Source organism: Erysipelothrix urinaevulpis, from assembly GCF_009828835.1.
Classification (GTDB): Bacteria; Bacillota_I; Bacilli_A; order Erysipelotrichales; family Erysipelotrichaceae; genus Erysipelothrix; species Erysipelothrix urinaevulpis.
The window spans coordinates 1-13,786 of the sequence record NZ_WTTB01000005.1; the positions used below are offsets into that span (position 1 = coordinate 1).

Consider the following 13,786-nt stretch of genomic DNA (forward strand, 5'->3'; position numbering starts at 1 on the left):
CCTGTTCCCATCCCGAACACAGAAGTTAAGCACTTTAGCGGCGAGTATAGCTATGCTAGCCATAGTGAAATTAGCTCATTGCCAGGTAAACTTAGGATAATCATTCACTTGATTATCCTTTTTTTATAGTTATAATAATAGGTGCTATAGTTTGTCGTGTACTATTGCTATACTCTATTTGAGGTGATAGGAATGATTAAAAAATCATACAGTATCAAAGAATATATCAATGAGTATAACTATACCAATATAGAAGGATTAATAAAATACAACCAAAATAAGTTTCATGAAAGATTTGGTATGGAGTTTCAGGATGACATTGATGTCGAATTAAATTTTGAAACATTTAGAGACGCGAATGACTTTTATCAAGAATTAAAATATAATTCGAAATACAGTGACTTTAGTGTCTTTACAACACATTCACCCAATAAACTTATTATAAGTGGGGCAAAAACATTATTTGACTATTTTGGAACGCGAGAACCTAATCTTTTAACACTGAGTCGTGATTTAGGAATTCGCTTTGAAATTTTGTTTAATCAAGATTATTCTGGTTCTATTTTTACAGGTTCAGTCGTATCAGGTGAATTATTAAGTCGTCAACTTATTATTGAAGTGAGTGAAGTTCTACCAGAGCTGTCTCTTGCTGGTTTAGGTCAAATTGCTAAGACATTAAGTGAATTTGATTTGCTATTAACAAGAATATATTCTGTTGAAGGAGTGAGATTAATTTGAGTCGTGTTGTGAGTGCAATTAAGATGTTGAATTATTTGAGTTTGAGAAACATTGTTTCATTGCAAGAACTATCTGACTATTTAGCTCTCAGCGAGCGAAGTGTTCAACGATTAAGAAATGAGTTAGAGGATGCTGGTTATCAAATTGAGACAGTCAAAGGACCAGGTGGTGGTTACATCCTGCGTCAAGGAATCGATATTCGTGCACAGGAATTAAGCTTTCACCAAAAAAAACTAATTAAGCAAGGTTTGTCAATTTTAACAAAACAACATGGTTTGAGCTTAGGCTCAAATTTTGTTGATGCATTAGCAAATATTTCAAAACAACTTGATCAAGATATTCAGACAAGTGTACCATCATTTCAAACAGTGAGTCTAAATCTTGATATAGAAAAATATCAAAGACATATGGAAATGATCGATCATGCCATTGAAAATCATGAGAAAATAAAAATAGAATATCAGAAAAAATACAATACATTTCGTTCGTATACATTTGAACCTTATTCCATGTTTGTAGTGAATGGTATGTGGTATCTTAGTGGTTATGATCAAGAAAATCGTTTCATTAATCTGAAGATTAGTAGAATCGATTCAATCACTTATACACATCAAAAGTTTAGGTATGATGATGAAACAAAAAAATTTAGAGGAGTCGGTCAATTTGGCTATAATATTAACCCAATTTCGGCTATAATAGTAGTTAAGAACATGGATTATATTAGTGAATATATTTGGGGAGATAAACAAACAATTGAATGGATTGATGATGATAGTTTTAGATTGTCTGTAACGTTCCCAAATGAAATGGCTTTTAAAAAATTTGTCTTAAGTGGTAGTGCGAATATGAAAATTGAAGCACCAACGGAATTCAAAGATTGGATTATCTTAGAAGCGCAAAAAATACTTAAGCTGTACACTTGAAATCGTTTAAGAGTCGTAATAGAATAGTAAGGCCGTGTTTTTTAACACAGTAGTAGAAACGGTGATATTTATGTTTAACTATAAAAGTTTATTGAAGTATATATCTAGAAGCGAGGTTTATGACATGATTGTTATTGAGGGTGTAGTGGGTGTAGGCAAAAGTTCTTTGATGCACATATTAGGAAAAGAAGGCTATATTGAATTTGAAGAACCGGTAGTGGATAATCCTATTTTGGATAAGTTTTACTACGATAGAGTTCGTTATTCATTTCCATTACAAGTTTTCTTCTTAAACAAGAGATTTGAGCATATAAAAAAAGCTAAAGATATAAATAATGCTGTTATGGATAGAAGTATCTATGGTGATGCAATTTTTGCAAGAATGTTGAATCTTAGTCAAGAAATGAGTGATGAAGAATTTCAAATATATGAAGAATTATTAATTAATATGCTAGAACATGTTCAAGCACCAAAATTAATGGTTTATTTAGAAATTGGTGTTGAAGAAGCGATGCGAAGAATACACAAACGTGGTCGTGACTATGAACTGATTGTTGAACAAGACTATTGGGAAAAATTGAATCATGAATATCAAGATTACTTTAAAGATTATGATTTATCACCCTTGCTTGTCATCAATGTAGATAATTTGGACTTTGAAAATAATCCTGATGATCGTAAATATGTTATGGATAAAATCGATGAAGCGCTTGAAGGACTAGAATAAGGTGATGGCTTGGTTAGAAACTGCTCGTGCGTATAAGAAAAAAGATCCTGCTGTTAAGTCAGTTTTGGAAGTGATTTTTCTCTATCCTGGATATCATGTTATGGGATTTTACCGCATTGCTCATTTTTTTTATAAAGTTCATTTATATTTTATTGCGCGGTTGATATCTCAAGTAGGACGGTTTTTTACACAAATTGAGATTCATCCAGGTGCCGTTATTGGAAAGCGGTTTGTCATTGATCATGGATCAGGCGTAGTGATTGGTGAGACTGCTGTAGTTGGAGATGATTGTCATATTCATCATGGTGTTACGCTTGGCTCAAAAAGTACAACACCTTGCGATCGTCATCCAAAATTAGGGGATAATGTATTAGTAGGGGCTGGAGCTCAGATCATTGGCAATATTAAAATTGGGAGTGATTCTGTTATTGGAGCAAATGCAGTTGTTGTTAAAGAAGTGATGAAAAATGATGTCGTTGCAGGTATACCAGCAAAAAGTATCAAAAAGAAATAAATTAACAAAAAAAATTAATTCAAGAAAATAAACGTGTTTTGGTGAAGTCCGACACGTTTTTACTATATCTATACAATATAGAGTGCAAGTTTAATTGACTTATGATAGAATAAATTAATATTTATTAAAAAAGGGGCTATTATGAAAAAAATAAAATTTATAAGGAAATATATGGGCGACAAAAGTCATAGTATTTTTTATGTTCTTTTCGGTACACTACTATATGTTAGTGTTGTCCTTTTAAATCCGATGATTATGCAATTTACAATCGATCATATTGCAAGTAATAATCAAATAACGTCAAGATTTGCAAGGGTGTTTAGCGAAACATTTAACGGGATTGATTGGATTCGTGGAAATTTATGGATTATTGCAGTTTTAGTTGTAGCTTTAAGTTTTATTAGTGGGCTTGCGTTATATATCCGAAATAAAGCAGCGGGTAGTTTAGCTGAACACACTGTCCAAAATCTAAGAAATGACCTATACAATCATATTCAAAAACTTCCATTTGAGTATCATGTCACCGTAAAAACTGGAGACTTAATTCAACGTGCTACGAGTGATATTGAACAAATAAGTAATTTCATCAACAATCAAATTCGTGAATTGATGTATGCTATTTTAATGATTTTTGTGGCAATGTTTATTCTATTTAACATTAATGCAGAATTAGCAAAACTATCGATGTTAGTTTTTCCAGTTATTTTCGTATTTGCTATTATCTTCTTTAAAAAGATGCAAGATCGATTTAGAGAAAGTGATGAGGCGGAAGCGGCGATGTCTTCTGTATTTCAAGAATCATTGGATGGTGTTCGTGTAGTAAAGGCTTTTAATCGTGAGTTGTACGAAATAGAAAGATTTGACAAACGGAATCGCGAATATAGAGATAAGACAGAACACATGATTAAATTGATGGGCGTTTATTGGGGAACGTCTGATTTTCTTTGTTTCTTACAAATATTAATTGTTTTAATTTCAAGCTTATTCATGGTAAGAAACGGAACATTAAGCTTGGGGAATGCAGTGGTTTTTATATCCTATGTTAGCATGGTCATTTGGCCATTAAGAAATGTTGGTCGTATTTTAGCAGATATGGGGAAATTATCAATTGCGATCGAACGCCTACAAGAAGTTTTAAATGCTGATATTGAAAATCTTGAAATTGGTGAGACCCCACAGTTAAAAGGGAATATTGAATTTAAAAATGTATCATTTAAATATCCTGATGCTCAAAATGAGGTGCTTACTGATATTTCATTCACAGTTGATGTTGGTGAAACTGTAGCAATTATGGGACCTACCGGTAGTGGTAAATCAAGTCTTGTTCTTCTGTTGACCAAATTGTATAACATCGATCAAGGTGATATTTTATTTGATGGTGTTAGTATAAAAAACATAGCTAAAAAGTCATTGCGTGAACAGATTGGCATTGTCTTGCAAGAGCCGTTTTTATTTTCAAAAACAATTGGTGACAATATTAAAATTGCGGCACAAGATTTCTCGTATTCAGATGTTGAGAATGCTGCTCGTATGGCATCAGTTCATGATGTCATTACCGAATTTGATCAAGGGTATGAAACAATCGTAGGCGAAAAAGGTGTCACCTTGAGTGGTGGACAAAAACAACGGGTTGCGATTGCACGGACTTTGTTATTAAATCAAAAAATAGTTGTGTTTGATGATTCTCTTTCTGCACTCGATGCGAAAACTGATTTAAAGATTCGTCAAGCATTGGAAAAAAGAGAGCATGAAGCAAGTACTCTTATTATTACTCATAGAGTCAATACAGCGATGCATGCAGATAAAATCATCGTTATTGATCAAGGTAAAATAGTTCAAGTTGGAAGTCATGATTCTCTTTTGAATGAGGATGGAATTTATCAAAGAATAGCAAGTATTCAGACACAAGGAAGGAGTGAGTAAGTAAGATGAGTAAAGATAAAAATTATAATGAAGATTCAACGTCTAATTCTTTGGACGTTGGTTTGTGGAAGAAAATGATTGGACTGATGGCTAATCAAAAGAAACAAATTATTTTAGCTTTGGGGTTTGTCTTTGCCGAAGCGATGATTGCGATTGCTTTACCGGTTCTGAATCGTCATGCTATCGATGTTTATTTTTCAGGTGGGGGAACAACTCGAGAAATCATTCTGTTTGCTTTAGCTTATTTCTTCTTGATTAGTCTTCAAGCATATTTAATTTATGAGTTTATTTATCGTAGTGGGAAGATTGAAATGGCTGTTAGCTATGAAACTCGTAAAAAAGCAATGGAGAAATTACAAGAGCTTCCTTTCTCATACTATGATGTTACAGACAGTGGTTGGATTATGGCGCGAGTTACATCTGATATTGCTCGCTTGTCTTCAATCCTTTCATGGAGTCTTATTGATTTGGTATGGGGAGGATTTATCATGGTCTTATTAATTGGTGTTATGTTACTTGTTAATGTAAAATTAGCCATGATTATTATAGTTGTTTTACCCATTGTATTCATTGTAAGTTCATGGTTTCAAAAGAAAATGTTGACAAACTACCGTGATTTGCGGGCAATAAATTCTCAGGTTACATCAGCATTCAGTGAAGGGATTTCTGGTGCTAAAACGACAAAAACACTCGCACTTGAAGAACAGCAGTTTAAAGATTTTGATACATTAACTAGTTCGATGAAAAAGAAGGCAATGCAAGCGATTGTTTTATCATCTCTCTATATTCCAAGTGTTATTTTACTTTCGACTTTGAGTGAAGCGGGAATTCTATGGATTGGTACTGAGATGGTAATTCAAGATGTCATTGCGATTGGTACATTGATTATGTTTAGCCAGTATGCAACACAATTTTTTCAACCTTTAAGAAATATAGCGGCAATTTTAGCGCAGTTACAAATGGCTCAAGCTTCGGCAGAACGTGTTATTGGTCTGTTAGAAACCAAGGTTGAACTGGCGGATCATCAGCATGTTCAAGAAAAGTATGGAACCATTTTAAACCCTAAACCAAATAGTTATGAAAAAATTAAAGGAAAAATTGAATTTGAAAATGTTGAATTCTACTACAATGAAAAAGAACCAATTCTAAATAACTTCAATTTGAAGATTGAACCTAAACAAAGTATTGCGCTTGTTGGGGAAACGGGATCAGGAAAAAGTACAATTGTTAATTTAATCTGCCGATTTTACGAGCCAATAAGTGGAAAAATTCTTGTTGATGATCATGATTACAAAGAGCGTTCTATTGGATCGTTGCGTTCTCAACTTGGTTATGTTTTACAATCACCACACCTTTTTTCAGGAAGTGTGAAGGATAATCTTAAATTTGGTAAGTTAGATGCAAATGATGATGAAATTATTGAAGTTTGTAAATTAGTAGGTGCTCATGAGTTTATCATGAACCTAGATGGTGATTATGATTTTGATGTTGGTGAAGGTGGTGATCGTTTATCATCAGGACAAAAGCAATTGATATCTTTTGCTCGAGCATTATTACCAGATCCTTCCATTATTGTTTTAGATGAAGCGACTTCATCAATTGATACCGAAACAGAGGCCGTCATTCAATATGCAATTGACTCACTATTTAAAGAAAAAACGAGTGTCATTATTGCGCATCGTCTTTCAACAATTGTGAATGTTGATCGAATTTTACTTATTGACAAAGGTGAAATTAAAGAAGATGGTAGTCATGATGAATTAATGAAAAAGCAAGGGATGTATTATCAACTTTATCAAAGTCAATTAAAGGATGATGAACTTAATGAGGTCCTATGATATGATTAGGAAGAATGTGAGGTAAAATATGGAACTAAAGATAGATGATTTACAAAAAATCCAAGATCAATTGGATCAGCGCATTTTCGATTTACATAAAACAAGTCGAAGTGCTACACGGGAAGATCGCGTCTTGGCTTTGCTAGTCGAACTTGGAGAATTAGCCAATGAAACACGCTGTTTTAAATATTGGAGTTTAAATAAGACAATTAATGAAGCGGAGATGTTTGAAGAGTTTTCAGATGTACTTCATTTTGCATTGTCATTAGGGATAGATATTAAATTTAATGAAGCTGTGATTGAGTTTGAGAAGAGCAACTTAAGTACTGCGGATATTTTTAGGAAATTTTATCAAGAAGTGATTCAATTTCAGCAAGACAATCACAAAGATAGTTATCGACTATTAATGATAACTCTTGGTCAATTGGCAGATAATATCGGATTAACGAGTGAAACCATGCGAGAAATGTATTTTTATAAAAATAAAAAAAATCACGAACGTCAAGATAACGAATATTAAGAAAAGGGGTATAATTTATGAGTAAAAATGATATAGAAGTAGCTTATGGTGATGTAAATCTAGAAATGTTGGAAGAGTTAACATTAACAGATGGAATCTCCGGTCATGAAAAAGAGGTTGCGAAGGTCTTTACAAAATGGGTAAAGGATTCAGTTGATGAGATTCAATATGATCAATTAGGATCCGTTATTTCAATAAAAAAAGGTGAGGAAGATGGTCCTAAGATTATGCTAGCAGGCCATATTGATGAAATTGGTTTTTTAATCAAAGATATTGATGATAATGGATTTTTAAGAATCCATCCTGTAGGCGGATGGTGGGGTCATGTACTTCCATCTCAAGCAGTCACTGTAAAGAATCGCAAAGGAGACGAATTTGTCGGGGTTATCGGTTCACAAGCACCTCATGGAATGAAACCAGAAGTTAGAAATAAAGTCATGGGGATTGAAGATTTGTTTGTTGATTTAGGTGTTTCGAATAAGGAAGAATTAAAAAAATTAGGAATTCAAATTGGAGACACCGTTACTCCACGATCCGAATTCAATGTATTAGCTAATCCTAATTTCCTTTTATCAAAAGCATGGGATGATCGAATCGGGGCAGCCATTGTTATGGACGTTATGAGAAACCTGAAAGATGTAACGACTCAAGCTACTGTTTATGGTGTCGGAACTGTTCAAGAGGAAGTTGGTTTGCGTGGTGCGAAAACTGCAGCACAAATGATTAATCCTGATATAGCAATCGCACTTGATGTAACAATTGCTACGGATAGTCCTAAAATGGATAATCGTGTAAAAATGGGTGTTGGATTAACACTTGAAGTAATGGATGGATCTTACATCGGTCATAAAGGTCTACTCTACTATCTCCAAGACTTAGCGGAAGAAATTGATGTTGATTATCAGTTTGAGCTATTGTCTGCAGGTGGAACCGATTCAGGTGAAATGCATAAAGTTCATGATGGAGTTATTACTCTTACATTATCAATTCCTGCACGTTATATCCATTCACACCGTGGAATAATTCATCGTAAGGATTATGCAGATACAGTCAAAGTTTTAACCGAATTTTGCACAAGACTCGATCGTGATTTGTATAACGAACTTGTTAATTACAAACGTTAATTTTAAACAGATAAGTTGTTAGAGAACAGCTTATCTTTTCTTTTGCTAGACTGGTTTTAAAACCGATCATTTTCTTGTATAATAGAAGATAGTAATTAGGAGGAACTATGAAAGAAACAGTGTGGATTAATAAAAGTGTTGATGAAGTTTGGGACTTTGTTGAACTCGAATTTGCGAAAGTGTTCAAATGTAGTCCTAAAAAACTTCATGAAAAAACATTGAAAATCAAACATGGTGGAAAAGAAGTTATTCAGTCGATTCCAGTGCAAGAACGTCCCAATCATTTAGTCTTACTGAGTGAGGACCAAGATAATGTTGTAGAAACTCATTACAAATTTATTGCAGATGACAATGACGGTTCTTTCTTAGAAATCTATGAAGAGGGTAAAGGAAAAAATAGTACAGGAAAAACAATCATGTACAAGGTTTTAGATTTACCGTTGCTAAGAACTAAGAAGCGTAAACGATTACGTCAAAGAATCGAATCCATTAAATATTTTATAGAGTTGGAGGACGATCAAAATGATGACTTACAAGAAGCCTAGATTCTCATTATTTATGGTTGGATTATTCATGACAGTTTTGGGAGTGCTCATGCTGTTAAATCCAATTTCCATGTTAATTCAAATGTTAGTGGCAACAGGAATGGTGTTCTGCGTTATGGGTGCTATATTATTTTTTGATGCATGGAAATTACCAGATTTCTTATCGATGCGGTCAACGATGATATTTGAGGCCTTTATGATGTTGGTTTTAGGGTTGATTTTAGTCTTTGGTGATAGAAACTTAACCCTTGGTGTTCTGACATATTTATTTTTATTTGTTTTTATACTTTCAGCATTTGTGCATCTACAATTCTCAGTGATGATTGTTAAGCCATGGTTGAAGGTAATCTCAATACTTCTAAATATTATTTTAATTGCGTTTAGTGTTTATATGTTTATAAATCCTAAATTAGCTCAAGAATTTATTATGTATTGTTTAGCATTTGGTATTATGAGCTCAGGAATTAACAGAATGTTAATAGGGCTGTTTGATTTATAAAGGAGAAAAATATGAATTTTAAAATTACGATGAAAAACGGTGATGTGATGATTGGTGAGTTATATGAAGAAATTGCACCTAAGACCGTAGAAAATTTTGTTAGTTTAATTAATCAAGGATTTTATAATGGATTGACATTCCATCGTGTTATTCCAGGATTTATGATTCAAGGTGGTTGTCCTGATGGGACGGGTATGGGTGGACCTGGACATACAATTCCAGGTGAATTCAGCCAGAATGGTTTCCAAAATGATTTAAAACATGAAAAAGGTGTGCTGTCAATGGCTCGTACAATGATACCCGATAGTGCCGGAAGTCAATTCTTTTTAATGGCAGAATATTCGCCACATTTAGATGGTCAGTATGCAGCTTTTGGGAAGATTACTGAAGGTTTGGATGTTATTGATTCAATTGTAGCAGTTGCAACAGACTATAATGATAAACCTCTTGAAGATGTTGTGATGGAAAAAGTAGAAATTATTTAATAAAAAGGAGCCTAGGCTCCTTTTTAATTGCTTTGATTGAGTTGGCGAAACTCACTGGGGGTGCAATGATATTTCTTTCTAAAAGCAACCGCAAAACTTTGTTTAGTGCTATACCCAGACTGTAATAAAATTTGTTGAATTGATAAGGTTGTATTAATTAATAAGTAACGGGCATGATCAAGTCTTAGCATTGTTAAATATTCATTAAAGGTCATATTCATATATTTTCTAAATTGACGAGATAATGACTGTTGAGATATAGAAAAATTATCAGTAATATCATTAATCTTGAGATCATCGACAAAATTAATATGGATAAAGAGTAATATATCCATAAAACTTTGTGGTGCATTGTCTTGCCAATTAGAATTATTTTCATAATGTTTAGGCATTGATTTCTGCAGAAGATGTAAGAAAGTATTTAAAGAACTTGTGAACCCAAATTGAGAGCTATGGTTGGTTGCTGAAATACATTCTTTCATTTCTAAGAGTAGAGGTTCATAAAATTTATTGAAACTAATATTTTCTTTCATAAAGTTCGGATACAATGGTAAGTTTTTGACCATATACCGTCCTGTTATATTGCACTTAATAAATTCAACATGAGAATCGTAAATGATTTGGTGTGACATCAAGTATGGAATACTTAAAAGGTAATGTTCCTTTAGTAATATCGTTTGGTTGTTAAGTTTTATTTCAAGAGGACCTTTTAAGCAATAAATAAATTCAAGTGAATCATGATAATGAAGAGGTTCAATATACTGATAAGGATTCTTAATATGAATGATTCGAACTTCATGGCTCGAATCAAATTGTTCGTGATCAGATGGGTATGTATCTTGAGATGAATAGGCCCCTCGATGTAAGCCGATAAACTGTGTGTGACTCATTTTCTACCTCCTGTGAATTATTTAACGAATTGTACAAGTACACTATAATTATACATGAATTTGTATTAATAGTGAATAATTGACTTAGTGATAGTGAATAATTGACTAAAGATAGCAAAATATTTAATAAACTTTGATTATAGGAGGTATTACATGAAAACATTAGTTATTGGTGGTACAGGATTACTAGGTAGTGAGATTGCACGTCAATTAATTGAGAAAGGTCATGAAGTTACAGGTTTGGCTTTGCCACCGGTTCCTACAGGTGCACCGATTCCTCAAGAGATGAAACTTGAGTTTGCAAATTACATAGAAATGTCTGATGATGAAATGGCAAATGTCTTAAAAGGTATGGATGGTGTTGTGTTTGCTGCAGGAGTTGATGAACGAATTCCTGGACCTTCGCCAATTTACGATTTCTTTAAGAAATATAATATTGATGCAATGGAACGTGTCTTAAGAATTTCTAAAGAAGTTGGTGTAAAGCACGCCGTAGTACTAGGATCATATTTTACGGCTATGGATCGTAAGTTCCCAGAATTTGAGTTAACAAAGTGGCATCCTTATATTCGTAGTCGCGTTGATCAATTAAATCTAGCGATTTCTATGGCGGATGAAAACTTTGATGTTTCTGTTGTTGAGTTACCATACATATTTGGGTCACAACCAGGACGAAAACCAGTTTGGACACTTTTAGTGGATAGTGTGAATGCTACTCCAGATGCAACATATTATACGGGTGGAGGCACAACAATGGTGACTGTTCGACAGGTTGGACAAGCTTGCGTTGGTGCTTTAGAAAAGAATAAAGGTGGAAATTATTATCCACTAGGATATTTCAACCTTACATTCACTGAAATGATGGCGATAGTGCATGAGGCAATGGGATTAAAGGGAAGACCTGTTGTTACTATTACACCAGAACAATACTTGGCAAGTGTTGAACCAGCTCAAAAAGAATTAGAAGCCCAAGGTCTTGATCAAGGATTACATATGGTTAAGTTTGTAGATTTGCAATTTTCTAATATGTTTATTGAAAAAGAAGAAGCCGCTGATTTCTTGGGTGTTACTGATGATGATATTGAATCAGCGATCACTGATTCAATAAAGGCCAGTCTAGCTGCACTTGAACATGCAGATGATGTACTAGATATGAAAGTTGAGTAGAGAAAAAAGAAGCTAATCGCTTCTTTTTTTCTACTTGAATATATGATAATCAGAATTAATGACAGTGATATCATCGCGTTCATATCGAATTCCTGTGTCATCGCTAAGGGCAACAAACCGCTTTACGAGTGGAATCAATGATTGGATAGTATGATCATCATGTTTAGAATAGTGTGGCCATATAATAGAGGGTACACAATCAAGGCCTGTCATTATATGGTTTTGTTGGTGTGTACCGATAAGAATCGGTCCAAGTGCCATCGCTCCAGCACTTGTACCAAAAACAACTTGAGCATTTTTAAATGATTCTTTGTTAATACCAAAATGCTGTAAGAGTTCAATTTGGTTTTCGGTATAGCCTCCCATTAAATGGATACAATCAGCATTATTGAGTAATTCTTTTGTTTGTTCAATGGATTTTCTTGAATCGATGAGTTCAATCTTGAATGGGTTAGAGATAAACCTCTCAAACCATGGAAGATTTTTATTGTAATAATAGTCGGTAGTATCATGGTCATCTAGATCTGATGCAATAACAAGAACATTTTTAACTGCTGAGCAATCTTTGATGAGATATGACAAAGTGATATTATCAAAGCCTATATCTTCATTACTTGGGCCACTGAATTGGTAGTAAATTGTCATGATGTTATCCTCCTTCAACAATTCCTATTTTAACTATAACACTAAAAAAATAAAAATGTGCATAAAAAAAAGGCGGCTTATGCCGCCAATGCTTTGAGGGGATGTAAAGCATTACAATCTTATCGATTGCATTATACATATTATCGTATATTTCACAGAATGTAAACTGTTTTTACCTCAATTTCATGATTAATTCACAATTTCACTATTTTTGTGTCTTTTGGAAAGGAATTGAGTATTTTTGCACCGTTTTTTCCTACTAAAACTAGATCTTCAATCCGAATACCGCCGATACCGCCAAGGTAAATACCAGGCTCGATTGAAAAGCACATACCTTCTTTAATGATTGTTTCTGAACTTTGGGATACATCAAGGGTTTCGTGGACTTCAATTCCAACGCCATGACCTGTCCGGTGAACAAACTGATTAGCCCAACCCCAATCAGAGATCACATCACGGGCTGCTTTATCAACATCTTTAAGAGGAATGCCAGGTTTAACTGCATCAATGGCTGCTTGATTGGCTTTTAAAACTATTTCATAGATTTCCAACATCTTATGATGATCAGGCATGAAGAAGCATCGCGTCATATCTGAGGCATATGATTGGTAATATCCACCCATATCAATGAGAATCATATCATCATTTTTTAAACGTCTATGACTTGGTACGCCATGCGGATCAGCTGCATTTTCTGTAAAGAGTACAATCGGCTCGAAACTAACACCTTCTGGATCCACTTCAAAGTGCCATTGTTTTATCTTTTCTGCTAATTCCTTCTCGGATATTCCAATTTTGATATGTTGCTTTACTTTCTCCATAATTGCATCGTTATGTTTTGATGCTTGAATCAATATATTTTGCTCATCCAATGATTTAATCGAGCGTACTTCATCAATAATTGGCCGAATATCGTAAAACAGATATCCATCCTCAATCAAAGGAAGGACAAAACGACTTGGCATATTGCCATCAACACTCAATGTATTACCACGTAAATAATCTTTAAGTAATTTTAGTGGCGCATCGTGATCTTCAAATGTAACGCTTTGAATTGAATCGGGAGCTTGAAATAGTTTATTTAAAAATAAAATGGGTTCTTTGTTTTTATCAATCAATAAAGCAATAAAACGTTCACCAACATCATATTGCACTCCAATCAGGTATTCGATACTATATTTGTCATAAATAAGTGCTTGTTCAGTTTCTATTTTATGTAAAACCGTATTAATTCTTTCGTTCATAATA

The 13,786-nt window shown here is 33.7% G+C and carries 15 protein-coding genes and 1 rRNA gene; 13 read left to right on the top strand and 3 right to left on the bottom strand.

Annotation, left to right across the window (positions count from 1 at the left end):
- The 12 genes from rrf to GVV10_RS06320 all read left to right on the top strand — a co-directional run.
- Nucleotides 1–87, top strand: a 5S ribosomal RNA gene (rrf, locus tag GVV10_RS06265); the annotation flags it as partial.
- Between the two features lie 105 nt (nt 88–192).
- Nucleotides 193–738, top strand: coding sequence for a hypothetical protein (locus GVV10_RS06270; RefSeq protein ID WP_159520778.1), 546 nt, complete (start codon nt 193–195; stop codon nt 736–738).
- Entirely contained in the window at nt 735–1,661 is a 927-nt protein-coding gene (locus tag GVV10_RS06275) for a helix-turn-helix transcriptional regulator (RefSeq protein WP_159520780.1), read from the top strand. Before GVV10_RS06270 ends, GVV10_RS06275 begins: the two co-directional genes overlap by 4 nt.
- Nucleotides 1,662–1,731: 70 nt before the next feature.
- The gene (locus tag GVV10_RS06280) at nt 1,732–2,388 is read left to right on the top strand and encodes a deoxynucleoside kinase (protein WP_201290013.1); all 657 of its coding nucleotides are present in this window, start codon (nt 1,732–1,734) and stop codon (nt 2,386–2,388) included.
- 4 nt (nt 2,389–2,392) lie between these two features.
- Complete coding sequence (gene cysE, locus GVV10_RS06285; RefSeq protein ID WP_159520782.1) at nt 2,393–2,902, top strand: serine O-acetyltransferase; 510 nt, start codon at nt 2,393–2,395, stop codon at nt 2,900–2,902.
- A 141-nt stretch (nt 2,903–3,043) separates the two neighbouring features.
- Nucleotides 3,044–4,825, top strand: a complete 1,782-nt coding sequence (locus GVV10_RS06290; protein ID WP_159520784.1) for an ABC transporter ATP-binding protein — start codon at nt 3,044–3,046, stop codon at nt 4,823–4,825.
- A gap of 5 nt (nt 4,826–4,830) precedes the next feature.
- Nucleotides 4,831–6,663, top strand: coding sequence for an ABC transporter ATP-binding protein (locus GVV10_RS06295; protein ID WP_159520786.1), 1,833 nt, complete (start codon nt 4,831–4,833; stop codon nt 6,661–6,663).
- A 28-nt stretch (nt 6,664–6,691) separates the two neighbouring features.
- Entirely contained in the window at nt 6,692–7,183 is a 492-nt protein-coding gene (locus GVV10_RS06300) for a dUTP diphosphatase (RefSeq protein ID WP_159520789.1), read from the top strand.
- Between the two features lie 17 nt (nt 7,184–7,200).
- Nucleotides 7,201–8,307 (top strand): M42 family metallopeptidase, encoded by a 1,107-nt coding sequence (locus tag GVV10_RS06305; RefSeq protein WP_159520791.1) that lies wholly within the window; start codon nt 7,201–7,203, stop codon nt 8,305–8,307.
- Nucleotides 8,308–8,414: 107 nt separating this feature from the next.
- Nucleotides 8,415–8,852: a hypothetical protein gene (locus tag GVV10_RS06310; protein ID WP_159520793.1), complete on the top strand. Its 438-nt coding sequence runs from the start codon at nt 8,415–8,417 to the stop codon at nt 8,850–8,852.
- Complete coding sequence (locus tag GVV10_RS06315) at nt 8,830–9,351, top strand: DUF308 domain-containing protein (RefSeq protein ID WP_159520795.1); 522 nt, start codon at nt 8,830–8,832, stop codon at nt 9,349–9,351. Before GVV10_RS06310 ends, GVV10_RS06315 begins: the two co-directional genes overlap by 23 nt.
- Nucleotides 9,352–9,362: 11 nt before the next feature.
- Complete coding sequence (locus GVV10_RS06320; protein ID WP_159520797.1) at nt 9,363–9,836, top strand: peptidylprolyl isomerase; 474 nt, start codon at nt 9,363–9,365, stop codon at nt 9,834–9,836.
- 23 nt (nt 9,837–9,859) lie between these two features.
- Here GVV10_RS06320 and GVV10_RS06325 read toward each other — a convergent pair whose 3' ends face one another.
- Nucleotides 9,860–10,726: an AraC family transcriptional regulator gene (locus GVV10_RS06325; RefSeq protein ID WP_159520799.1), complete on the bottom strand. Its 867-nt coding sequence runs from the start codon at nt 10,724–10,726 to the stop codon at nt 9,860–9,862.
- A gap of 153 nt (nt 10,727–10,879) precedes the next feature.
- Here GVV10_RS06325 and GVV10_RS06330 point away from each other — a divergent pair, with 153 nt between their 5' ends.
- Complete coding sequence (locus GVV10_RS06330; RefSeq protein ID WP_159520801.1) at nt 10,880–11,893, top strand: NAD-dependent epimerase/dehydratase family protein; 1,014 nt, start codon at nt 10,880–10,882, stop codon at nt 11,891–11,893.
- A 30-nt stretch (nt 11,894–11,923) separates the two neighbouring features.
- On the opposite strand, the gene GVV10_RS06335 is transcribed toward GVV10_RS06330, so the two are convergent.
- Both GVV10_RS06335 and GVV10_RS06340 read right to left on the bottom strand, forming a co-directional pair.
- Nucleotides 11,924–12,538, bottom strand: a complete 615-nt coding sequence (locus GVV10_RS06335; protein ID WP_159520803.1) for a Type 1 glutamine amidotransferase-like domain-containing protein — start codon at nt 12,536–12,538, stop codon at nt 11,924–11,926.
- Between the two features lie 194 nt (nt 12,539–12,732).
- A complete protein-coding gene (locus GVV10_RS06340; protein ID WP_159520805.1) occupies nt 12,733–13,782 on the bottom strand; it encodes a M24 family metallopeptidase in 1,050 nt (349 codons plus the stop codon).
- Nucleotides 13,783–13,786: the final 4 nt, after the last annotated feature.